Annotated in this window: 22 protein-coding genes and 1 riboswitch; of the genes, 6 read left to right on the top strand and 16 right to left on the bottom strand. The window is 70.6% G+C overall.

What is annotated here, in order from left to right; translation table 11 throughout:
* Positions 1-76: 76 nt before the first annotated feature.
* The 3 genes from purB to ACZ4AA_RS10425 all read right to left on the bottom strand — a co-directional run bounded on the left by purB (position 77) and on the right by ACZ4AA_RS10425 (position 2,869).
* On the bottom strand, positions 77-1,519 hold the full coding sequence (gene purB, locus ACZ4AA_RS10435; protein ID WP_339127989.1) for an adenylosuccinate lyase: 1,443 nt from the start codon (positions 1,517-1,519) through the stop codon (positions 77-79).
* Positions 1,520-1,819: 300 nt separating this feature from the next.
* The gene (locus ACZ4AA_RS10430; protein ID WP_467598626.1) at positions 1,820-2,305 is read right to left on the bottom strand and encodes a hypothetical protein; all 486 of its coding nucleotides are present in this window, start codon (positions 2,303-2,305) and stop codon (positions 1,820-1,822) included.
* A 96-nt stretch (positions 2,306-2,401) separates the two neighbouring features.
* Positions 2,402-2,869, bottom strand: a complete 468-nt coding sequence (locus tag ACZ4AA_RS10425) for a transcriptional regulator (protein WP_467598623.1) — start codon at positions 2,867-2,869, stop codon at positions 2,402-2,404.
* Positions 2,870-3,307: 438 nt separating this feature from the next.
* On the opposite strand from ACZ4AA_RS10425, the gene ACZ4AA_RS10420 reads away from it, so the two are divergent.
* Complete coding sequence (locus ACZ4AA_RS10420) at positions 3,308-3,889, top strand: RNA polymerase sigma factor (protein WP_467598620.1); 582 nt, start codon at positions 3,308-3,310, stop codon at positions 3,887-3,889.
* A complete protein-coding gene (locus ACZ4AA_RS10415) occupies positions 3,886-5,469 on the top strand; it encodes a BN159_2729 family protein (RefSeq protein WP_467598618.1) in 1,584 nt (527 codons plus the stop codon). Before ACZ4AA_RS10420 ends, ACZ4AA_RS10415 begins: the two co-directional genes overlap by 4 nt.
* A gap of 689 nt (positions 5,470-6,158) precedes the next feature.
* On the opposite strand, the gene ACZ4AA_RS10410 is transcribed toward ACZ4AA_RS10415, so the two are convergent.
* From ACZ4AA_RS10410 to ACZ4AA_RS10385, 6 genes are all read right to left on the bottom strand, one after another.
* Positions 6,159-6,956: an SGNH/GDSL hydrolase family protein gene (locus ACZ4AA_RS10410; protein WP_467598615.1), complete on the bottom strand. Its 798-nt coding sequence runs from the start codon at positions 6,954-6,956 to the stop codon at positions 6,159-6,161.
* A gap of 179 nt (positions 6,957-7,135) precedes the next feature.
* Positions 7,136-8,149, bottom strand: coding sequence for a hemolysin family protein (locus ACZ4AA_RS10405; RefSeq protein WP_467598610.1), 1,014 nt, complete (start codon positions 8,147-8,149; stop codon positions 7,136-7,138).
* Positions 8,146-9,471, bottom strand: coding sequence for a hemolysin family protein (locus ACZ4AA_RS10400; protein ID WP_467598607.1), 1,326 nt, complete (start codon positions 9,469-9,471; stop codon positions 8,146-8,148). The genes ACZ4AA_RS10405 and ACZ4AA_RS10400 overlap by 4 nt, the downstream gene beginning before the upstream one ends.
* Positions 9,472-9,731: 260 nt before the next feature.
* Complete coding sequence (locus ACZ4AA_RS10395) at positions 9,732-10,157, bottom strand: GNAT family N-acetyltransferase (protein WP_467598604.1); 426 nt, start codon at positions 10,155-10,157, stop codon at positions 9,732-9,734.
* A 213-nt stretch (positions 10,158-10,370) separates the two neighbouring features.
* On the bottom strand, positions 10,371-12,935 hold the full coding sequence (locus ACZ4AA_RS10390) for an ABC transporter permease (protein ID WP_467598601.1): 2,565 nt from the start codon (positions 12,933-12,935) through the stop codon (positions 10,371-10,373).
* Between the two features lie 7 nt (positions 12,936-12,942).
* Positions 12,943-13,857 (bottom strand): ABC transporter ATP-binding protein, encoded by a 915-nt coding sequence (locus ACZ4AA_RS10385; protein WP_467598598.1) that lies wholly within the window; start codon positions 13,855-13,857, stop codon positions 12,943-12,945.
* Between the two features lie 207 nt (positions 13,858-14,064).
* Here ACZ4AA_RS10385 and ACZ4AA_RS10380 point away from each other — a divergent pair, with 207 nt between their 5' ends.
* Both ACZ4AA_RS10380 and ACZ4AA_RS10375 read left to right on the top strand, forming a co-directional pair.
* Positions 14,065-14,304: a toxin-antitoxin system HicB family antitoxin gene (locus ACZ4AA_RS10380; protein ID WP_339127977.1), complete on the top strand. Its 240-nt coding sequence runs from the start codon at positions 14,065-14,067 to the stop codon at positions 14,302-14,304.
* 40 nt (positions 14,305-14,344) lie between these two features.
* Complete coding sequence (locus tag ACZ4AA_RS10375) at positions 14,345-14,683, top strand: fic family toxin-antitoxin system, toxin component (RefSeq protein WP_398392372.1); 339 nt, start codon at positions 14,345-14,347, stop codon at positions 14,681-14,683.
* A gap of 77 nt (positions 14,684-14,760) precedes the next feature.
* Here ACZ4AA_RS10375 and bioD read toward each other — a convergent pair whose 3' ends face one another.
* The 3 genes from bioD to bioB are packed head-to-tail and all read right to left on the bottom strand — an operon-like array spanning position 14,761 to position 18,002.
* On the bottom strand, positions 14,761-15,477 hold the full coding sequence (bioD, locus tag ACZ4AA_RS10370) for a dethiobiotin synthase (protein WP_467598593.1): 717 nt from the start codon (positions 15,475-15,477) through the stop codon (positions 14,761-14,763).
* Between the two features lies 1 nt (position 15,478).
* Positions 15,479-16,759, bottom strand: a complete 1,281-nt coding sequence (locus tag ACZ4AA_RS10365; RefSeq protein WP_467598591.1) for an adenosylmethionine--8-amino-7-oxononanoate transaminase — start codon at positions 16,757-16,759, stop codon at positions 15,479-15,481.
* The gene (gene bioB, locus ACZ4AA_RS10360) at positions 16,752-18,002 is read right to left on the bottom strand and encodes a biotin synthase BioB (RefSeq protein WP_467598588.1); all 1,251 of its coding nucleotides are present in this window, start codon (positions 18,000-18,002) and stop codon (positions 16,752-16,754) included. The genes ACZ4AA_RS10365 and bioB overlap by 8 nt, the downstream gene beginning before the upstream one ends.
* A gap of 170 nt (positions 18,003-18,172) precedes the next feature.
* Here bioB and ACZ4AA_RS10355 point away from each other — a divergent pair, with 170 nt between their 5' ends.
* Positions 18,173-19,297 (top strand): 8-amino-7-oxononanoate synthase, encoded by a 1,125-nt coding sequence (locus ACZ4AA_RS10355; RefSeq protein ID WP_467598585.1) that lies wholly within the window; start codon positions 18,173-18,175, stop codon positions 19,295-19,297.
* Between the two features lie 27 nt (positions 19,298-19,324).
* Here the strand turns inward: ACZ4AA_RS10355 and ACZ4AA_RS10350 are convergent, their stop codons facing one another.
* Both ACZ4AA_RS10350 and ACZ4AA_RS10345 read right to left on the bottom strand, forming a co-directional pair.
* A complete protein-coding gene (locus ACZ4AA_RS10350) occupies positions 19,325-19,549 on the bottom strand; it encodes a DUF397 domain-containing protein (protein ID WP_467598582.1) in 225 nt (74 codons plus the stop codon).
* A gap of 11 nt (positions 19,550-19,560) precedes the next feature.
* Positions 19,561-20,418 (bottom strand): helix-turn-helix domain-containing protein, encoded by an 858-nt coding sequence (locus tag ACZ4AA_RS10345; protein ID WP_467598579.1) that lies wholly within the window; start codon positions 20,416-20,418, stop codon positions 19,561-19,563.
* A 212-nt stretch (positions 20,419-20,630) separates the two neighbouring features.
* Here ACZ4AA_RS10345 and ACZ4AA_RS10340 point away from each other — a divergent pair, with 212 nt between their 5' ends.
* On the top strand, positions 20,631-21,089 hold the full coding sequence (locus tag ACZ4AA_RS10340; protein WP_467598576.1) for an ATP-binding protein: 459 nt from the start codon (positions 20,631-20,633) through the stop codon (positions 21,087-21,089).
* A gap of 201 nt (positions 21,090-21,290) precedes the next feature.
* Here the strand turns inward: ACZ4AA_RS10340 and ACZ4AA_RS10335 are convergent, their stop codons facing one another.
* Positions 21,291-21,764, bottom strand: a complete 474-nt coding sequence (locus tag ACZ4AA_RS10335; RefSeq protein ID WP_467598573.1) for a C40 family peptidase — start codon at positions 21,762-21,764, stop codon at positions 21,291-21,293.
* 3 nt (positions 21,765-21,767) lie between these two features.
* Positions 21,768-21,923, bottom strand: a riboswitch (cyclic di-AMP (ydaO/yuaA leader).
* Positions 21,924-22,301: 378 nt separating this feature from the next.
* Positions 22,302-22,607, bottom strand: a complete 306-nt coding sequence (locus tag ACZ4AA_RS10330) for a hypothetical protein (protein WP_467598570.1) — start codon at positions 22,605-22,607, stop codon at positions 22,302-22,304.
* Positions 22,608-22,613: the final 6 nt, after the last annotated feature.

The following is a 22,613-nucleotide window of genomic DNA, read 5'->3' as shown; positions in this document are numbered from 1 at the left end:
TCGCGGGCGGCCTCCAGGTCCGCTCGGGTAAGGGGGGAGCCCCCTGCCCGAGCGGAGCCGCGAGCTCGGGGGAGGGTCAGAGGATCGCTCCGGGCGTGTAGCCGGCGGCCTCCGGGTGCTGCTTCACGATCTCCTCGACACGGCCGACGACGACGGCCACCTGGCCGGCCGCGGCGCCCGTGAAGGACAGCTTGTCGGCCATCAGCTCGTCGAGCTGAGCGCGGTCCAGCGGAATCCGCTCGTCCGCCGCGAGCTTGTCGAGCAGCTCGTTGCGCTCGGCGCCCTGCTCCCGCATGGCGAGGGCGGAGGCGACGGCGTTCTCCTTGATCGCCTCGTGGGCGACCTCGCGGCCGACACCGGCGCGGACCGCGCCCATCAGGACCTTGGTCGTCGCCAGGAACGGCAGGTAGCGGTCCAGCTCACGGGCGACGACGGCCGGGAAGGCGCCGAACTCGTCGAGGACGGTCAGGAAGGTCTCCAGCAGACCGTCCAGGGCGAAGAACGCGTCCGGCAGCGCGACCCGGCGGACCACCGAGCACGACACGTCGCCCTCGTTCCACTGGTCGCCGGCCAGCTCGCCGGTCATCGACGCGTAGCCGCGCAGGATGACCATCAGGCCGTTGACACGCTCGCAGGAGCGGGTGTTCATCTTGTGCGGCATCGCGGAGGAGCCGACCTGGCCGGGCTTGAATCCCTCGGTGACCAGCTCGTGCCCGGCCATGAGCCGGATCGTCTTGGCCGTCGAGGACGGAGCGGCCGCCAGCTGCACCAGCGCGGTCACGACGTCGTAGTCGAGGGAGCGCGGGTAGACCTGGCCGACGGAGGTGAAGGCCCGCGAGAAGCCGAGGTGACCGGCGATCCGCTGCTCCAGGTCCTCCAGCTTGGCCGCGTCGCCGCCCAGCAGGTCGAGCATGTCCTGGGCCGTGCCGACCGGGCCCTTGATACCGCGCAGCGGGTAGCGGCCGAGCAGCTCCTCGAGGCGGCCGTACGCGACGAGCATCTCGTCGGCGGCGGTCGCGAAGCGCTTGCCCAGGGTGGTGGCCTGCGCGGCCACGTTGTGCGAGCGGCCGGCCATGACCAGCTCGGCGTACTCGCCGGCGAGCTTGGCCAGCCGGGCGAGGACCGCCACCGTACGGTCGCGCATCAGTTCCAGGGAGAGCCGGATCTGGAGCTGCTCGACGTTCTCGGTGAGGTCGCGGGAGGTCATGCCCTTGTGCACGTGCTCGTGGCCGGCGAGGTCGTTGAACTCCTCGATCCGCGCCTTCACGTCGTGCCGGGTGACCTTCTCGCGCTCGGCGATGGAGGCGAGATCGACCTGGTCGAGGACACGCTCGTAGTCGGCGATCGCGGCGTCCGGCACCTCGATCCCGAGGTCCTTCTGCGCCCGCAGCACGGCGAGCCAGAGCTGACGCTCCAGTTTGACCTTCTGCTCGGGGGACCAGAGCGTGGCGAGCTCGGCGGAGGCGTAGCGTCCGGCGAGAACGTTGGGGATACGGGGCTTTGCAGGCGCGGCTGTCACGTGAACGGAGCATACCGGCTGTCCGAGGAGGGTTCCGTTCTGTCCGCCGCGTCCCGGATGCGCAGGTCAGGGCGGAGCGGCACCCCCCGGCGGACCGGGGTGTGCGTGAGAGGTGCGGGGACGGGAGGGGGGTGTCGCGCTCGGCGCGCACCACAGACCACGTCGTCGCTCCTGCCGACCGCCGGTGCTCTCGGCGGATTGACGCTCAACTCCTTTGAACAGAAGGGAGTTGTTCACCGTATTGATGGACGGAAGTTCTGGTGGAACGTTTCTGGTGGAACGTTTTCGCAGGGTTCGTGCTCAGGATCCCGACCGCGGGGGACGGCTTCCGTAGCCTGCTTGGGCGTGCGGATCCGAGCGGGACTGTTCGCTGCCGACCACAGCGCGCAGACCCCCGTAGGTCTTGGAGGTGAACCGGTCGTGGGCGAGCGTGAGCTCGGCCATGATCAGCTGGTTGCGCTCGTCGTTGACTTCCTCGATCTCCTGCATGAGCCGGGAGTTCTTGGCGCGCAGTGCCGTGTTCGCGTTCCGCGCGTCGTCGAGGGCTCTGGCATGGCTGCCGAGTCTGATGGCGGTGATGGTGGCTCTGCGGGCCATGGCTTTCTCCCGCTGGGCCAGGTTCAGCTCGCGCTTGTGCATGTCCAGCTCAAGGCGTCGTCTGTGCTCCGCCATGACGCTGAGATCATGCCGTGTGCGGGCGTCGGCCTGGCTGACCATGTGACGGAGCAGAGCGGCGAGCGCCCCTGCCATGCCCATGGTCAACAGACCGATCCCGACTGTGGCCAACTCCCATGTATGGTGCCAGACGCCTTCGCCCACGAATGTCCAGCCGGCTGTGCAGCTGGCGGCGGACGCGAATGCCAGTCTGTACGCCACGTCTTGTTACCCCCTTGCAGTGGCCCCCCGGCTGTCGTCGGCATCGAGATCCTTTTGGAGCTCGATCGCTTGGACGATGTTCCCGCTGAGCATTGTGCGGATTCTGAGATCAGTGATTCCCCATGCGTCCATGGCCTCCTCCGGGGTGAGTGATGCTGAGGCTACCCTCCGTACCGAGGGCTGAGGCCCGTGTTCCGGCGGAAGCATGCCGCTGTTCACCAACATCTCTCGCTGGTCGAGGCCGAGTACTGACGCCCAGGTCGTCAGTTGCGAGGGAAGGGGGAGGGTCTTTCCTTCCAGCGTTCTGCTGATCGTCGTGAGGCTCACTCCAATCGAGGTGGCCAGCTGAACCCGGCCGCCGGCTCGTGGGCGGACGTCGTACCCGGCCGCTGTCGCGGCCTTCGTGAGGTACTCGCCCACCCTCCTTGCGAGAGCTTGTCGCTCGTCGCGGGACTCGTGGGGGGACTCTTCCATGCTCCGCATGGTCCGGAGAGTAGCGCGCGTGTATGCAACTTGCACGTGACTTGCATGCGTGCATCTCCGCAGGTCAATTGGTGTATCGGTGTCATGGCAGGCCAAGAGGGACGGCTCGCACGCCAGTTCCCAGCAAAAAGTCTCGCCGTGATACCGGCGAAGCAACTTGCGTGCATGTACGCAAGTTGCATATGTTGCATGACTGTGAGTTAGTCGCACGTATGCAAGTCCCTTTGAGGGGACCCTATTTGCACCGCCTCGGCATCGGCTCGAACAGGCTCCGGAGCTGCGAGGCATCCGCGGGGGGACGCCTCGAAACGTTCGGACGCGACGACCCGGTCACCCGGCGCCCGGCGCCCGGGCCCGGTGGCCATGGCCGGAGCGGACCGTCGCAGCACCTGCCCACCAGAGTTCATCCACTCATGAACGGAGTAGGCCTTGATCGCCGAGGCTAACGCCGCCACACCGCGGTTCGACACCAGAGAACCGGCCCTCATCGCCCGTGCGCTCGCGGGAGACCGGGACGCGTTCGGGGAGCTCTACGCCCTGCATCACCCTGCGGTCCTGGCTTATGTACAGCGCCGTGTACGCAATCGGCAGGTCGCCGAGGACCTCACCGGCGAGACATTTCTCAACGCCTGGATGAAACGCGGGACTTTCACCTATCGCGGCATCGGGTTCGTCGGGTGGCTGATCACCATCGCCCGGAACAAGGTCATCGACCATTGCAAGAGTGCGCAGCGCCGCGAGTTCGTCGTCGAGGACATGCTCGGCTTCGACGAGGATCTCACCGTCAGTACCGAGGACACCGTACTGATCGGCCTGGACGAGGAGTTGCTCCGCCGGGCGCTGGAGCAACTGCGGCCGCCGCAACGCGAAGTCCTCACGCGCAGGTTCTTGATGGAGTTCTCGGTGCTGGAGACGGCACGCCAGATGGAACGGTCCGAAGGGGCAGTGAAGACCTTGCAGTTCAGAGCACTTGCCAAGCTGCGCAGTGAGTATCTGGGGGTGGCGGCATGACCACCGTGCCCGGGACCCGTTCGGCCGTCGAAGCCCACCTTGCCGAGCAACTCAGTGCTTTCGCCCGGGAGTTCGTCGCCGATCTGGAGGCGCAGGGGCGCCTGGTTGAGGCGGGCGGTGCCGGCGTCCTCGAACGGCTGCGGACCCAGGTCGAGGCAGGGCAGAACTGCCCGGAGGCCTATCACGCCGCGGTCGACACGATCGTCGAGGACTGCGGCTACCCGAGCGAGGTCGCCATGCGGATCGCCACCGCGCTCAACCGCAAGGGGCTGATCCCGGGCGACGAGGCCGAGCCGCCGTACGACGGCGAGTCCGCGTCCGCGCCGGACCGCGAGGAGCGGGGCCTCGCCGAGGGCGCCGAACCCCGGCACGACCGTGCTCCCGCACCCGGGACGGACCACGGGGAACCCGCTCCGGGCGGCGAGGGGCCCGCGCCGCGTCGCGATCACGGTCCCGCGTCCGTGCCGGACCTGGTGGGGTCGGGTTCCGGTGGCGGAGGCCCCGCGCCGCGTCGCGATCACGGTCCCGCGTCCGTGCCGGATCTCCTGGGACCGTTCTCCGGCGGCGAGGGGCCCGAGTCCCGGCGGGATCATGGTTCCGTCTCGGCGCCGAACCTCAGGGGGGCGGCCCCCGGTGGTGAGGCGCCCGAGTCCTGGAGGGATCACGCTCCCGCGTCCGAACCGGACCTCCTGGCGCCGGCCTCCGGTGGTGAGGGGCCCGAGCATGCTTCCGCTTCGGCGCCGGACCTCAGGGGGGCGGTTTCCGGAGGTGAAGGGCCTGAGTTCCGGCGCGATCACGGTCCCGCGTCGGTGCCGGATCCGGTGGGGTCGGTTTCCGGTGACGGAGGCTCCGAGCGGCCGCACGACCGGGCCTCCGCGGCCTCCCCGCTCGTGCCGCCCGCCCGCGGAGCGATCGTCCTGCATCTCGCCGACCGAAGTGCGGGCCGCGTCATGGCGGAGCACGGGGCGGCGCCGGTCCCGCAGCGCGTCGACGGCCAGGCTCCGCGGGTACGGCCGGCCGCCGCGCGATCGCGCGTGGTCGGCTGGGGCAGCGCCTCCGCCCGGGCGGTCTCCGTCGCCGCGAGCCTCCAGTCCGACCACCTGGCCCGCCTGGAGGCCATGCAGATCACGGCGGACGGCGAGCGGGTGACGGTGGCCATCAAGGCCACGTGCCTGGACGACTGGGACTACTGGCTCGACGCGATCGGGGCTCCCCGCAACGTACGGACCAGGACGGCCGGGCACGCGCAGGTGGCCGCGGGGACCCTCGACGGGGTAGCCGTCCACCTCACCGCGCACGGTGTCCCCGAACTCCTCCAGGAGGCGAGCGACGCGGCCGCCGATCCCTTCTATCTCTGGGGACGGATCTACGACCTCGGAATGGGGCAGGTCGACCGGACCGACCGCATCTGGCTGTCGCTCGGCCGGCGCCAGGACGAACGCGGGATGCCTCTGCTGATCCTGCGCGGCACCGACGGTCCTCCCTATCCGCTCGCCTCGATCGTCATGGCGCACGGCCCGCTGACGGCGACCCCCCTGCCGTCCGGCGGAATGGCCGGAATGGCCGGGGACAGCGCCTGACCGCTGCCGGGGCGCCGACTCGGCCGACTGTTTCTCACTCGTCCCACCCCACACCTCTGCATGAGGCGGACCGCGCACGCATGTCCATTCATGCTCACGTTCCGTGTACTGCACCTGGCGCAGAGCGATATCGGCCCGTGGTAGGTGTGGTCGCGTGGCATGGCTGGTTTCCCACCTTGTCGACGGCCCGCCGCAAGGGTGCCGATGGGGCACATCGGCCCTGATCGGTCGAGCGGTGGCGTGTCGGTGCCAAAAGGTACGCGCATCTCTTTGCCCCGGCCACACCGGTGAAGGGCGTCGGCACGTTCCTCCGGTGGCGCTCGGGGGCGTACTTCTCAGGCCCACGCATGAGTGCTTTGATGTTCGATCCAGCGGTAACTCGCGACTGGCCTGTTACTTGCCATCCGGTCCAGGGTGGCGAGACGGCTCCTCTCCATGCTCCGCAAAGCTGGAGGGGCCGTCGGCGGGGCCCGGCGTACGCGCCGGGCCCCGCCCTACTTCCGGGGCGTGAGCGAGCGAGGCGACGGCACTCCCGCGCTGTCGAGCGCCCCCTGTGCGCCCTGTGGCGGACTCGGGGGTAACCGGTAGCGTCTGCTTCATGCGGAGCATGGGCCGCCGTGTCACTCGGGAGAGGGACACGGCGGAAGCCGTCCGATCGGCGCTCCCCCCGGCCCCCCTGGCCATCCCGGTCAGTGGCTGTGGCCGCCCGTGACAGGACCCTCGTAGGGCAGTAGTTCGGGCCGCTTCGCGGGCAGTCCGTCGCCGGACGAACGCCCCGTCAGCCGTCGCCCGATCCACGGCAGGAGATGCTGCCGGGCGAAGCGTGCGTCGGCGGTGCGGCGGGAGACCCAGCCGGGGGGTGCGGTGGGCGCCGAAGGGACGTGCCAGTCCGGGTCCTCCGCCTCGTATCCGAGGGTCTGCCACACGGCCTCGGCGACCCGGCGGTGTCCGTCGGCGGTCAGGTGCAGCCGGTCGACGTCCCAGGAGCGCGGGTCGGCGAGCGAGGGCGCGCCGTAGAGGTCGACCACCAGGGCCCCGTGCCGCTTCGCGAGCTCGTCGACGACGATGAAGAGCTCCTCCATGCGGGGCCGGAAGCGCTCCAGGACGGGACCGTTGCGGCCGGGGCTGCGCATCAGGACGAGCTGCTCGCAGGCCGGGGCGAGGCGTTCAACGGCCTCTTCCAGCAGACCGCGGACGCGTCCCATGTCGACCTTGGGCCGCAGGGTGTCGTTGAGGCCGCCGACCAGGGTGATCACGTCGGGCCGCATCGCGGCGGCCACGTCCACCTGCTCGTCGACGATCTGCCCGATCAGCTTGCCGCGCACCGCGAGATTGGCGTAGCGGAAACCGGGTGCCCGGGCCGCCATCCGGCCCGCGAGGAGGTCGGCCCATCCGCGGTAGGAGCCGTCGGGCAACAGGTCCGACATGCCCTCGGTGAAGGAGTCGCCGACCGCGACGAGGCTGGTGTAGGAGGCATTCATCTGCATGGCGAGAAAGATGGTAACCCGAACACATACCCATCGGTCTGTCGGACCGCCCCACCCGCGCCTTTCGCGCACGAGACCTGTCCGGCGGACCACGCCGGACAGACCCTGGCCGACTCTCCGAGCAGCTGCTGACGCCGGTTGTCCCAACAGCTGCTGACGCCGGCTGTCCGGACAACTGCTTACGCCGGCTGTCCGAACAGCTCTCTCAGGACGTCCTCCATCGTCACCAGTCCCGTGAGCCGGCCGTCGCTGCCCATGACCCCCGCGAGATGGGTACGGCTGCGGCGCATCGCGGTCAGCACGTCGTCCAGGGGTGTGCTCTCCCGGACGCGGGCGATGGGCCGCATGTCCTCGACGCGGAACGGCACCTCGCGAGGTGCCGCGTCCAGCGCGTCCTTGACGTGCAGATACCCGACGATCCGGCGTCCGTCGTCGACGACAGGGAAGCGGGAGAATCCCGACTCGGCCGACAGTCGCTCCAGTTCCTCCGGAGTCACGCCCACGCTCGCGTAGACGACACGTTCGACCGGCAGCACGACGTCGTGCACGGGCCTGCGGCCCAGCTCAAGGGCGTCACGCAGCCGCTCCTGGGCACGGTGGTCGATGAGCCCCGCCGCACTGGAGTCCTTCACCAGGCGGGCGAGTTCGTCGTCGGAGAAGGTCGCCGCGACCTCGTCCTTCGTCTCGACCCGCAGCAGCTTCAGCAGCCCGTTGGCGAAGGCGTTGACCGTGAAGATCACCGGGCGCAGCGCACGGGAGAGCGCGACCAGCGGCGGTCCGAGCACCAGCGCCGTCCGCACGGGTTCCGCGAGGGCCACGTTCTTCGGCACCATCTCGCCGAGCAGCATGTGCAGATACGTCGCCAGGGTCAGCGCGATGACGAAGGAGACGGCGTGACCCGCGCCGGAGGGGACGCCCACCGCGTGGAACACCGGCTCCAGCAGGTGCGCGATGGCGGGTTCGGCCACGATGCCGAGCACCAGGGTGCACAGCGTGATGCCGAGCTGCGCGGTCGCGAGCAGCGCCGAGACGTGTTCGAGGCCCCAGAGCACACTGCGCGCCCGCCGGTCGCCGCGTTCGGCGTGCGGTTCGATCTGGCTGCGGCGCACCGAGATCAGTCCGAACTCGGCGCCGACGAAGAAGCCGTTCACGACGAGGGTCGCGAATCCGATCAGCAGTTGTACGGCGGTCATCGCGCGCTCTCCTCGGCGTCGTGCGGGGCGTGCAGCAGCACCCGGGCGGCCCGCCGCCCCGAGGCGTCCACGACGTCGAGCCGCCAGTCGTCGGCCTCGACGGTGTCTCCCTCGGCGGGGATGCGGCCGAGCTCGGCCGCGATGAAGCCGGCCAGGGTCTCGTACGGGCCGTCCGGGACCCGCAGCCCGACCCGGGCGAGCTGGTCCGTACGGGCGGACCCGTCGGCCGAGTACAGTGCCCGGCCGTCGGCGTCCGTGCCGACCGGGGCGAGGTCGGGGGTCTCGTGCGGGTCGTGCTCGTCGCGAACCTCGCCGACGACCTCCTCCACGATGTCCTCAAGGGTGGCCACACCGGCCGTACCGCCGTACTCGTCGATGACCACGGCCATCGTGCGCCGTCCCGCCAGCCGGTCCAGGAGCCTGTCGACGGTCAGCGACTCCGGTACGAGCAGCGGTTCGCGCATGATCTGCGAGACGGGCGTCTGGGTGCGGCTCGTGGCGTGCACGGTCAGCACGTCCCTGATGTGCGCGACGCCGACGACCTCGTCGAGGGTCTCGTGGTAGACCGGGAACCGGGACAGGCCGGTCGCCCGGGTCGCGTTCGCCACGTCCTCGCAGGTCGCCTGGACGTCGAGCGCCATGACCTGGACGCGCGGTGTCATCACGTTCTCCGCGGTCAGGTCGGCGAGGTTCAGGGTGCGCACGAACAGCTCGGCGGTGTCCGCCTCCAGGGCGCCCTCCTTGGCGGAGTGCCGGGCGAGCGCCACCAGCTCCTGGGGTCCGCGGGCGGAGGCCAGCTCCTCGGCGGGTTCGAGGCCGAAGCGGCGTACGACGTGGTTGGCGGTGTTGTTGAGATGGGCGATGAACGGGCGGAAGGCGGCGCTGAACCAGCGCTGCGGTGTCGCCACCCGCTTGGCCACGGCCAGCGGTGCGGAGATCGCCCAGTTCTTGGGCACCAGTTCCCCGACGACCATCAGGAAGAGCGTCGACAGCGCCGTGCCGACGACCAGGGCCACCGAGTCCGACGCGGAGGCCGGGACGCCCAGCGACTCCAGGGGGCCCGCGATGAGCTTGGCGATCGACGACTCGGAGAGCATGCCGACCACGAGGTTCGTCACCGTGATGCCGAGCTGGGCCCCGGACAGCTGGAAGGTGAGGTTCCGTACGGCTTTCAGGGCTCCGGAGGCGCCCCGTTCACCGCGCTCCACGGCACGTTCCAGTTCGCTGCGCTCGACCGTGGTCAAGGAGAACTCTGCCGCCACGAAGCCGCCGCAGGCCAGCGACAGCAGAACTGCGACCAGCAGGAGCAACACTTCGGTCATCGGGTCACCTCCGTCCCATGATCGGGCAGGGACAGGGGGATCGCGCGATGTCCGCTGTCGCCGTGGGGAACACGGCCGCGGGTACTGGGAGGCTCGCCCATGGGCGGACGCTCACACCTTTCGTGGAGGGGACGGTGCGACAATAGTAAAGGACAGGCAAAGCGGCGTCGTCGGTGACCGCCGCCGCCCCTTCGAGCCTCCGCCTCCGCCGGTGGGCCCCTGGGCCGTGTCCGCAAGTCTCGTCCGCCCCGCGGCACGCCCTAGTCGGTCAGCGGCTTCACCCAGCGTCGCCAGTGCTCCTCCGGCGTGTACCCAGCGACCCGCCAGGCATGGTGGGCGGTCTCGTTCCGCTTCAGCACCATCGCGTCCCCGCGCCGCCCGCCCAGTCGTACGAAACGTTCCTCCGCCGCGGTCAGCAACGCCGAACCGATACCCAGGCGCCGCCGGTCCGGACGGACCGCCAGCCGGTACAGATGACAGCGCCAGCCGTCGAAGCCCGCGATCACCGTGCCGACCAGTTCTCCGTCGCGCTCCGCGAGCAGCAGGGCCCCGGGGTCCCGGGCGACGAGCCCTTCCACACCGCCGCGGTCGTCACTGATGCTGGTGCCCTCCGCGGCCGCCTTCCAGAAGGCGAGCACGGCGTCGAGGTCCTCGGGCAGGGCTGCCCGTATGCGCGAGTCGGTCATGACCCGATCCCACCACGGGGCCCGGACGCCGGAACGGCATTTCCGCCATACGGACGGTCACCGGCCGCGCAGCCCGCCGGCCGCGGGAGCCAGGACCCTCCGGGTTCGGCGCCACGGCCGTCACGTCCTCGTGGGAATCCCCCCGGCCCCGGCGGACCGGGCAGAGCCCACGGCCGAGCCCCGGGCCGAGTGGCCCGGAGCCCGGTCGCCGCCTCACTCGTGCGCGATGGCCGCCAGTACGTTCATCCGGGACGCGCGCAGGGCCGGGAGCAGCGCCGCGACGATGCCGACGACGGCCGAGCCGATCACGACCGCGACGATCGTCGTCCACGGCACGGCCAGCGCCTTCATGCCCTGGAGCGCGAGCACCTGCTGGACACAGACACCCCAGAGGATCCCCAGCGCCAGGCCGAGGACGGCGCCGAACACGGCGATGACCACGGACTCCAGACGGATCATCCGGCGCAGCTGGCGCCGGCCGAGACCGATGGCGCGCAGCAGCCCGATCTCCCGGGTGCGCTCCACGACCGACAGGGCGAGGGTGTTCACGACGCCCAGCACGGCGATGACGATCGCGAGTCCGAGCAGGGCGTACACGAGGTAGAGCAGCACGGCGATCTGGTCGTGGACGAGCTTCTTGTAGTCGGCCTGGTCGCGGACCTGGACCTGCGGATACGGCTCCAGGGTCTTCTCCAGCCGGGGCCGCAGCTTCGCCGGGGACGTGCCCGGGGCCGCGTTCACGTACAGCGCCGAATCCTGCCCGCCGGGCACGTACTTCTCGATCGTGCCGAAGCCGAGGACGAGTCCGCCCTGCGTCCCGAACCCGCCGCCGCCCTGGTCGGTGAGCGCGCCCACCGTCAGTTCGGTCGTGCGGCCGGCGGGGAACTCGACCGCAATCGTGCTGCCGACCCGCACGTCGTGGTCCTTCGCGAACGTGGCGTCCATGGCGATGCGCCCCTCGCCGAGCGCCGCCGCGGTGTCGCCCCGTGTGTACGTGACATGGGCGACGTCGTCGAGCCGCGGATCGTAGGCCGCGGCGGTCGTCTCGACCCGCTTGCCGTCGGGCAGTTCGACCGCGATGGGGGTGAACCGCTGCCGGACGACCAGTCCGACGCCGTCGGTGGCGCGCACCTTGTCCGTGACCTCGTGCGAGAACGGAACGAAGTTGGCGTTCTGGAGCACGAAGTCGGCGCCGAGTGTTCTGTCGATCTGCTGGTCGAAGGACTTGCTCATGGACGCGCTGGCCACGGACATCCCGCCGACCAGGGCGAGTCCGACCATCAGGGCGGCGGCGGTGGCGCCGGTGCGCCGCGGATTGCGCAGCGCGTTGCGCTGGCTCATCCGGCCGACCGGGCCGAAGAGCGCAGGGAACGCGCCGCCGAGGACCCGGATCACCGGACGGACGAGCAGCGGGCCGGCGATCACCGTCGCGATCAGCGTCAGGACGACACCGAGTCCCAGCAGCGAGGCCGCCGTCGACGTCTTCGTCGAGGCCGCGCATCCCGCGAGTGCCGCGGCCCCGGCCGCGCCGACGACTGCGCCCACCACGGCCCGTACGCGCAACGGCCGTCCCACGCCCGCGACTTCGGCGTCGGAGAGCGCCGCCATGGGGGAGACACCCGCCGCGCGTCTGGCCGGCAGATAGGCCGCCACGTACGTGACGCCGACGCCGACGACGTACGCCGCCACAGGAGTCGGCCACCCGATCACCATCTCCGTGGACTTGAGGTTCATGCCGAAGGCGGTCATCAGCTTGATCAGCCCGACCGCCAGCCCGATCCCGGCCGCGAGGCCGAGCGTCGAGCCGACCAGGCCGAGGAGCAGTGCCTCGGTGAGCACCGACCGGCGCACCTGACGGCGGTCGGCGCCGAGCGCCCGCAGCAGCCCGAGTTCGCGGGTGCGCTGGGCGATCAGCATGGAGAAGGTGTTGACGATGAGGAATATCCCGACGAGCACCGCGATCCCGGCGAAGCCGAGCATCACGTACTTGATGACGTCGAGGAATCCGCCGAGTTGCTCGGCGGACGACTTCGCCTGCTCCTGCGCGGTCTTCACGTCGTAGGTGCTGTTGCCGAGTTCGGCCGAGACGCGACGCTTGAGCTGGGCGTTGTCGACGCCCTTGGCGGCGTCCACGGAGATGCTCGTGGCGAGACCGGGACGGCCGAGCAGCTTGGTCTGCGCGGTCGGGGTGTCCAGGAAGATCAGCGCGGCACCGGGGTTGGTGGTGGTGAAGGTGGCGATCCCGACGATCCGGACCGCGAAGGAGCCGGGCTGCGCCTGCACGGTGAGGGTGTCGCCGATGCCGAGGTGCTTCTTGTCGGCGGTGTCCGCGTCGAGCAGTGCCTCGTTGTCGCCGCGCGGCGCGTGTCCTGAGGTCAGTTTCACCGGACTGCGTTCGGTGATCTGCCAGTTGGTCACGATGGTGGGGGCGCCCGTCGTCGGCCCGACCGACTTGTTCGCGCCGTCGACGACCGGGGCGTTCTCGACCGAGGCGTCCACGTGCGTGGCGGCGACCCCGTCGACCTTCGCGAGCCGGTCGGCGAGGGAGGCCGGGACCGTCTCGGTGGCGCCGGTGGGCAGTTGGGACTTCAGGTCGTTCTTCGGCTCCACGGTCACATCGGCCGCGGTGGAGGCGAAGAGCCGGTCGAACGTACGGGTCACCGTGTCCGAGAAGATCAGGCTTCCCGCGACGAAGGCCACGGACAGCACGATGGCCAGCGCCGAGAGCAGCAGCCGCCCCTTGTGCGCGAGAAAGCTTCGCAGTGTCGCCTTGAGCACGACCGCCTCAGTCCTTGTCGGGGGTTACGTCGCCGGAGCCGCCGCCGGGAGCCACGCCGCCGCCGGGAGCCGTGTCGCCGAAGGTGCCGTGGGCCGGGACGCCGGCGCCGGCTTCTCCGGGTGCGTCACGTCCGGCCTCGAAGGTCACCCGGGCCGTGTCGAAACGCTTCATCCGTTCCAGTACGGCTTCCGCGGAGGGCCGCTCCATCTCGTCCACGATCCGCCCGTCCGCGAGGAAGAGGACCAGGTCGGAGTGGGCGGCCGCGCCGGGATCGTGGGTGACCATGACGACGGTCTGACCCAGCTCGTCCACGGCCTCGCGCAGGAATCCGAGGACTTCGAGGCCTGCCCGCGAGTCCAGATTGCCGGTCGGCTCGTCCGCGAAGATCAGTTCGGGCCGGGAGGCGAGCGCGCGGGCGCAGGCGACGCGCTGCTGCTGGCCACCGGAGAGCTGGGCGGGCCGGTGCTTGAGGCGGTCGCGCAGTCCGAGGGTGTCGACGACCTGGTCGAGCCACTTCTGGTCGGGTTTCTGGCCCGCGATGTCCATGGGCAGGGTGATGTTCTCGGCCGCGTTCAGGGTGGGGATCAGGTTGAACGACTGGAACATGAAGCCGATGCGGTCCCGGCGCAGCCGGGTCAGCTCACGGTCCTTCAGCCCGGTGATCTCGGTGTCGCCGAGCCACACCTGTCCGGCCGACACGGTGTCCAGGCCCGCGAGACAGTGCATGAGGGTGGATTTCCCGGAGCCCGAGGGGCCCATGACGGCGGTGAACCGGCCGCGCGCGATGTCCACGTCGACCGAGTCGAGGGCCAGTACCGCGGTCTCGCCGGAACCGTACGCCTTGGTCAGACCGCGGGCGCGGGCGGCGATCCCGTCCCCTTCCGCGCGGCCGGGAATCTGCTCGGCAGCAGCTGTGGACAAGACCGCCTCCTCCTGGGATGGACGTCCGGACACATGGTCGGCCCGAGCGTAGTGTGACCGGACGCACACCCGGTATCCCCCCTAGGTGCCGCATGCTCTCCGCCCCAGGGTGTGGCCCTCTTATGGATGTAAGGGGCAATCTCCACCGGCCTCGTCCACCCTTGGTTCCCCTTGCCCGCGCTAGCGGTATCGCGCTAGCTTCGAAGCATGGCGAAGACTCAGCTGAACGTCCGGGTGGACGAGGGCACCGCGCGAGCGGCCCGGGAGCGAGCCCTGGAACGGGGGATGAGCGTGAACCGCTACATCGAGGAGCTGGTCAGGCAGGACACCGGGGAAGTGGGCCACACCTTCGTGGAGGCCGCCGCCGACTTCATGAAGCAGTACGAGTCCGTCTTCGCCGAGGAGTTCGGCGCGGAGCGCGAAGGCACCAGCGAAGGTCGTCGTTGATCCCTTGAGCAGTATCAGAGTCGATCTTGCCTGGCTCCTCATGATCGCCGAACAGAAGACACCCGGAGACCCGCAGGTCACCGACTGGGGCGCGCTCGTCGCCGCGGTCAGCCGGCACGAGGCGGAGATCCTCGGGATTCCGGTCTACGACAGCCCGCACGCCCGCGCCGCCGCGTTGCTCCAGCTCCTGCTGCACGTCCCGGCGCTCGAACGCTCCAACGCGATGTTCGCCTCGGCCGTCGCCTACGCCTACCTGGTCGCCAGCGGCCTGAAGGTCGTCACCTCGCCCGAGCAGGTGCGGGAACTGGCCCGTCTGGTCAAGACCGGCGAGGCCACCGTGCACGACATCGCCCACGAACTGCGCCGCTGGAGTCTGTGACACCCCGGCGCGATGTGCCGGGGTGTCACCCGTCAGGTGTCCGACGGCCCGCGCCGGCCTGTGTGGGGCGGTTGGGGTCAGGCCGGGTGAGTCGTGGTGAAGATCCCGGCGTTCCAGCGTCCGCCGAGCCGGTGGTCCAGCCAGCTCGGTGCCCCCGTGCGGAAGTCCGCGGGGGAGAGGGCCCCCGCGCCCGCCGGGACCGCGCCCAGCAGGGGCGCTCCGGACACCGCCGGGAGGTCCCCGAGATTGCACCGCATCGCCAGGTCGGGGGAGTCCGGCCAGCTGCCGATCACGACCCCCGCGAACTCCAGCTCCCGCAGCCGCAGTTCACGGGCCGTCAGTTCCGTCGTGTTGAGCGTGCCCAGTCCCGCCGAGGCGACGACCAGCACGGGCGCGTCCAGCAGCCTGGCCGCGTCGGCCAGCGTCCCGTCCTCGTCGTCGAACCGCACGAGCAGACCGCCCGCGCCCTCGACCAGCACCAGATCGTGCTCGGTCGCGAGCTTCGCCGCCGCCTCGGCCGCCGCCACCGGGGACACCGCCGCGAGGCCCGCCCGCCGGGCGGCCGTCGCGGGCGCCAACGGCTCGGGATAGCGGCCCAGTTCGAGGGTCGTGACGGCACCGGCGAGCCGGGCCACCTCGTCGGCGTCGCCGCGCTCGTGCGGTCCGACACCCGTCTGCGCGGGCTTCAGGACGGCCACGGACCGTCCGGCCGCCAGGGCCGTGGCGGCGACGGCGGCCGTGACGACCGTCTTGCCCACCTCCGTGCCCGTGCCCGTGATCACCAGTACCGTCATCTCAGCCCTCCCGCGCCGCCGCGCACACGGCGCGGGCGATCCGCGCCAGGTCCGTGTCGCCGGTGACGTACGGCGGCATCGTGTAGACGAGGTCGCGGAACGGCCGCAGCCACACGCCCTCGCGCACCGCGGCCGCCGTCGCCGCCCCCATGTCCACCTCGTGGTCGAGCTGGACGACTCCGATCGCGCCGAGCACGCGCACGTCCCGGACGCCCGGCAGCCCCGCGGCCTCCGCGAGCCCGTCCCGCAGACCGGTCTCGATCCGCTTCACCTCGGTCCGCCAGTCCTGCGCGAGCAGCAGGTCGACCGAGGCGCATGCCACCGCCGCGGCGAGTGGATTGCCCATGAAGGTCGGGCCGTGCGCCAGCACCGGGACCTCACCGCGCGAGATGCCGTCGGCCACCCGCGCGGTGCACAGCGTCGCCGCCATCGTCAGATAGCCGCCGGTCAGTGCCTTGCCGACACACATCACGTCCGGGGTCACGCCCGCGTGGTCCGCGGCGAACAGCTCACCCGTACGGCCGAATCCCGTCGCGATCTCGTCGAGGACCAGCAGGACGTCGTGCTCGTCGCAGGCCTCGCGCAGCACCCGCAGATACGCGGGGGAGTGGAAGCGCATCCCGCCCGCGCCCTGCACCACCGGCTCCACGATGACCGCCGCGAGCTCGTCGGCGTGCCGCCCGATCAGCTCGCGCAGATGGTCCGCGTACGACTCCTCGTACGCGGCCGGTGGCGCGTCGGCGAAGATCTGACGGTGGAGCACTCCCTGCCACAGCTCGTGCATCCCGCCCTCGGGGTCGCACACCGACATGGGCTGCCAGGTGTCCCCGTGGTAGCCGCCCCGCCAGGTCAGCAGCCGCTGCTTGCCCGGACGGCCGAGCGAACGCCAGTGCTGGAGACACATCTTGACCGCGACCTCGACCGCGACCGAGCCGGAGTCGGCGAGGAAGACGTGCTCCAGACCCTCGGGCGAGATGTCGACCAGCCGCTTCGCCAGCCGGACGGCGGGCTCGTGGGTGAGCCCGCCGAACATGACATGGCTCATCCGTTCCAGCTGGCCGCGGGCCGCGTCGTTCAGGACCGGGTGGTTGTAGCCGTGGATGGCCGACCACCAGGACGACATCCCGTCGATCAGCTCACCCGTGCCGTCGGCCATCCGCAGCCGGACCCCGCTCGCCGACTCCACGACCAGCGGCTCCTGGCGGCCGGGCATGGGCCCGTAGGGATGCCAGACGTGCCGCCGATCGAGGTCGAGCAGTTCCCGCACGGACAGGTCAGGCATTGGGCGCGAGGTCCGTTCCGGCACCACGGCGACGCACGGAGACCAGGTCCGTACGGGCGTCGGAGGGCGCCTCGGCCTCGGCCGCGGGCGCGGGAGCGCGCACACCACCGCCCTGCCGGGGCCCGGGGCCCGCCTCGGCGTGCGAGCCGCAACCGGCGGCGCCGTGCGAACCGCACCCCTCCTCCTCGTGCGAACCGCAGCCGTTCTCCGCGTGCGAGCCGCAGCCGCCGCCGGACGGAGCGCGGTGCTCGGGCAGGGTCACCTCGCCCGCGTTCTCCACCTCGAAGCCCGCGTCCGCGATCATCTCCAGGTCGGTCTTGCCCGCCTGGCCCTCGCTGGTGAGGTAGTCACCCAGGAAGATCGAGTTGGCGAGGTGCAGGGCGAGCGGCTGGAGGGTGCGCAGATGCACCTCGCGGCCGCCGGCGATCCGGACCTCGACGTCCGGGCAGACGAAGCGGACCATGGCGAGGATGCGCAGACAGCGCTGCGGGGTGAGGTTCCACTCCTTGGCGAGGGGGGTTCCCTCGAACGGGATCAGGAAGTTCACCGGAACGGAGTCGGGGTCGAGCTCGCGCAGGGCGTACACGACGTCCACGAGGTCCTCGTCCGACTCGCCCATGCCCGCGATCAGACCCGAGCAGGCGGACAGCCCCGCGGCGTGGGCCTTCTGGACCGTGTCCACCCGGTCGGCGTACGTGTGGGTGGTCGTGATCTCCCCGTACGTCCCCTCGGACGTGTTCAGGTTGTGGTTGTAGGCGTCCGCGCCGGCCTCGCGCAGCCGCTCGGCCTGGCCCTCGGAGAGCAGACCGAGACAGGCACAGACCTCGACGTTCTCGTTCTGGTCCTTGATCGCCTTGATCGTGTCGGAGACCCGGTCCACGTCACGGTCGCTCGGACCGCGCCCGCTCGCCACCAGGCAGACCCGCTTGGCGCCCCCGGCCAGCCCGGCCGCCGCGGCCTTGGAGGCCTCGTCGGGCTTGAGCCAGCTGTACTTGAGGATGCCGGCCGTGGAGCCGAGACGCTGCGAGCAGTACGAGCAGTCCTCCGGGCACAGGCCCGACTTCAGGTTGACGAGATAGTTCAGTTTCACCCGTCGGCCGAACCAGTGCCGGCGTACCTTTCCGGCCGCGGCCACGACGTCCAGCACGTCGTCGTCGGAGGTGGCCAGTACGGCCAGCGCCTCGTCGCGGGTCGGCAGCTCGCGCCGAAGCCCCTTGTCCACCAGCGTGTTCAGCAGGTCCATGAGGTCCGATCCTGGACCATGCGACCGCTCCCGGCCAAGGAGAGTTTGCACAACAGAGATGGTTCGACGTGTGGGTATTGCCACATCATGCGCCGCCGGACCGCCCGCTAGGGTCTGTGCACAGCCTACAAATCACCGAGACCGCAGGTGTGGCGAGACCCGGAGGACACATGGCGTTCGGCTGGATCGACGAGCAGGCCGAGGCGCGCCGCCGGGCCGGACTCGTCCGTACGTTGCGGCCCCGTCCGGCCCACTCGCCGCTCCTCGATCTCGCGAGCAACGACTATCTCGGGCTCGCCCGCCATCCGGAGGTCACCGAGGGCGCGGCCGAGGCCGCGCGCCGATGGGGCGGCGGTGCCACGGGCTCCCGGCTCGTCACCGGCACCACCGAACTCCACACCGAGCTGGAACGCGAACTGGCCGACTTCTGCGGTTTCGAGTCCGCGCTCGTCCTGTCCTCCGGCTACGCGGCCAACCTCGCCGCCGTCACCGCGCTCGCGCCGCACGGCTCCCTGGTCGTCTCGGACGCCGGGAACCACGCCTCCCTGATCGACGGCTGCCGGCTCGCCCGCGGCACCACGCAGGTGGTCTCCCACGCGGACCCCGACGCCGTGCGCAAGGCCCTCGGCACCCACGACGGACCGGCCGTCACCGTCTCCGACACGGTCTTCTCGGTGGACGGCGACGCGGCCCCGCTCGGCGAACTCGCCCTCGCCTGCCGGGAGTACGGTGCCGGACTGATCGTCGACGACGCGCACGGACTCGGTGTCCTCGGCGACGGCGGCAGGGGCGCTCCGCACGCCGCGGGGCTCGCGGGGGACCCGGACGTCGTCGTGACCGTCACGCTCTCCAAGTCGTTGGGGAGCCAGGGCGGAGCCGTCCTCGGTCCGGCCGCGGTCATCGACCATCTGATCAACGCCGCGCGTACCTTCATCTTCGACACCGGTCTGGCGCCCGCGGCGGCGGGCGCGGCCCTGTCGGCGCTGCGGCTGCTGCGTCGTGAGCCCGGGCGGGCGGCACGGGCGCGCGAGGTGGCCACGGCACTGCACACGCGGCTGACGGCGGAGGGTCTCTCCGCGGTACGACCGGATGCGGCGGTCGTCTCCGTGCGGGCACCGTCCCCCGAACGGGCGGTGCGTTGGGCGTCCGACTGTCGCGAGGCGGGCCTCGCCGTCGGCTGTTTCCGTCCCCCGTCGGTGCCCGACGGTGTTTCGCGACTGCGGCTGACGGCCCGCGCGGACCTCACCGAGGAGCAGATCGAGCACGCGGTGGACGTGATCAGCCGGAACCGTTGACGCGGTGGAGCGGTGAACCGTACGGGGTCAGTTCAGCCCGGTGATGAACCCCTCCCAGACGTCCGGGGTGAACAGCAGGGCGGGTCCCGCGGTGTTCTTGGAATCGCGCACGGCGACCATTCCGGACCAGGGTCCGGTGCTCGGGCGTGCGGTCTCGACGCAGTTGTTCATCCCGGTACTGCGGCTGCTGCGCAGCCATCGCACAGGGTGCAGTGAAGTGCTGGAAGGTACGTACCGAGGCATTGCGGGCATGACGTGCCTCCTTACGCGTCGTCACCTATCGCGGCGATGTAGTCCGACGAGTCCTCGGGTGAAAGGGCGTGGAACTGAAGGGCGTTGAAGGCCTCGGCGTAGGCCTGGAGGTCTTCTTTCCGTTCGAGATAGAGGCTACTCGTCAAGTGGTCGAGAACAACCACATCCAGATCGGTTGTGTTCGGAAATGAGAAAATAACGAAAGGGCCGGTTACGCCGATGTGTGCCCCGGCGGCGAACGGCAGTACCTGGAGCCGCACTTGGGGCAGGGCGGCGGCCTCCCGCAGCCGGCGCAGCTGGCGTGCCATGACATCGGGACCGCCGACCTCCCGCCGTAACACCGCCTCGTCCAGGACGGCCGACAGTTCGAGCGGCGGGACCGAACGCAGCACGTCCTGCCGGGCCAGGCGCACCTCGACCAGGGCGTCGAGCTTGCTCTCCTCCAGTCCTCCCACCGCGGCCCGCGTCACCGCGCGGGCGTACTCCGGGGTCTGGAGCAGACCGGGTACGACGGAGGTCTCCAGCGTGCGCATACGGCTGGCGCCCGACTCCAGGCTGATGAAGTCGCGGTAGGCCTGCGGGAGCACGCCGCGATACGCGTGCCACCAGTGGTGCCGGCCGTTGCCCTCGGATCCCGCCAACACGACCAGAAGCTCGCGCAGTTCGGGATCCTCGACGCCGTACGCGTGCAACAGGCGCTCCACATCGGCCGGTTTCACCCCGCTGGTGCCCGTCTCGATGCGGCTCACCTTCGACTGGTGCCAGCCGAGCAGGCGGGCCGCCTCGCCGCTCGTGAGGCCCGTGCCCGCGCGCAGCGCGCGCAGTTCGGCACCGAGCTTGCGGCGGCGCACCGCGGGACCGTGCTGCATGGTCGTTCTCCTTACTCCTTCCAAGTCGCCCGAATACGCTCTGCCGACGCAGAGTTCACCGCATCGAGCGACAGATATATGCATTACTCGGTGGATCGCACCCGCGACCGGCCCGGTAATGGCAGTCTGGCGCAAGCACCAGTCCGGGACCGTACTCGAACCATCCGCTCGGTGTCGGGTTCCGGTCCCGTGGGAAAGGGACGAACGTCGCCATGGCAGACCATCAGGAAGCATCCGTCACCCTGCCGAGCGAACCGGCCTCGGTTTCCGTGGCCCGGAAATTCGTCGCCGAAGTACTGGCCGAATGGGGCCTGCCGGGTGACGCGGAAGTCGCCGAGACCGTACGGCTGATCGTGTCCGAACTGGCCACCAACGCGGTCCAGCACACGTTCGGGCAGTCGCCCACCTTCACGGTCGGGGTGCTTCTCGAACGGGAGGAGCGACTGACCGTCGGAGTCACCGACAGCCATCCCCGCTTTCCGAAGCGGCTGCCCGCGGCCGTCCAGCAGGACAACGGGCGCGGCATGGTGATCATCCGCTGGCTGACTGCCGAGTGCGGAGGCAGGCTCACCGTGCTGCCGACCCGGGAGGGCGGCAAGACGGTCTCCATCGAGCTCCCCTGGACGGTCCCGGTCCGTCCGGTTCCCGCCGGCCGGCCCCAGGAACCCTGAGGCGGGCCGGCCCGGCATCCGGCCGACCTGTGCGATGCCCAGGTGCCTCCGAGGGGCCCAGAGGGCGTCACGGGGGCCGTGGGAGGGGCCGCACCGGGGCGAGGAGCGCCGTCTGCGCCAAGGCGAGGAGCGCCGTCCACTCCGGGGCGGAGAAGGCGCCCGCGCTGGGGCGGCGAGGTGCCGCCGCCCCAGGGACGAGGGTCAGCCGACCCTGCCGTACCAGACGCTTCTCGTCCAGATCCTCTCCAGCTTCACCACTTCCCCGGTCTTCGGGGAGTGCCAGATCTTTCCCTTACCGGCGTAGATGCCGACGTGGTACACGTTCCGGCCCGAGTGGAAGAACACGAGGTCACCGGCCTTGCGGTGCGAGGCCGAGACATGGTGCGTCTTGTTGTACTGCGCCGCGGCCGTACGAGGCAGCGTCTTGCCCGCCTTCTTGTACGAGTAGAGCGTGAGCCCTGAACAGTCGAAGCGACGCGGTCCGGTGGCGCCCCACTGGTAGGGGGAGCCGTGCTTCGACGCCGCGACCTGGAGTGCCCGCGTCGCCAGAGTGGCCGCCTCGGCGTCAGGTGCGGCGCCGGGGACCATCAGGCTGCCGCCCACCGCGGCAAGGGTGAGGGCCGAGGCCGTACCGGCCCTGGTCCACAGCGACGGGACACGATTGAGCGCAGTCATGCGCAACCCTTCGTCAGCCGCCTGTGAAGGATGACCTGTCGGATTCGGGCTGGCGAAGTTGCCCGGCCGCGGCTGCGGCTTCACCCCAAGGACCGCCCGGAACTGTTCCGGCGGCCCGTCTAGCTGGGTCCTCCACTCCTGCCGATGCACTTCTGTCGACCGGGCATCCGGGCGGCGGCAGGACTCGGCGTCCGCCCGGACCGCCCCGCCGCTGCGGCGGGGGCTTGTCGTCGGAAGGGATCTTCACTCATGAGAGTCGGAAAATCCGAGCGGAAACGGTGTTTTGTGGGCTTACTCACCAATCAGCCGTTCGAGTGAACACCCTTCTGTTCGAGCACGTGTTGGGGACACCGGTGAGGCCCGCACCTGCGGTGACAGGACTCATCCGGCCTTCGGTCCCCGCGTGTTGCGCAACTCGGAGGGGTCGCGGAAAGGAGCCAGGAATACGCCATCGGGGGGTACACCATCCGGTCCGTTTGAGTCGTGAACTGGACGCCGCGGGGCTTCGGCGCCTGCGGGCTCGTCGATGCCGGTCCGTCAACTTCCGGATGGGGGCGGCACGGTGACCCGGGCCGCCCGTCGCTCGCCGTCGAGCACCCGCAGCGCCTGGGCCAGCGTCGGGGCGTGCACCTCGCTCTCGCCCCGCTGATGCATGAGCGCGAGGGCGTCCCGCAGGGCCTCCGCCTTGCCGACCAGCGCCTGAGCCGCCCTCAGGCCCCGATAGGTGTCCCCGGGACGGGACGGATTGATACGGCCGACCAGGTCGACCACGTCGAGATAGCGGTCGATCAGCTCGGCCTCGGCGCGGGTCAGCGCGGGCAGCGGGGGAAGATCCGGGATCATCGGCCG

The organism is Streptomyces sp. NPDC024698, from assembly GCF_055559015.1.
Note: the sequence above shows the minus strand (reverse complement) of the source record. Positions and strands in the feature narration are given on the sequence as shown.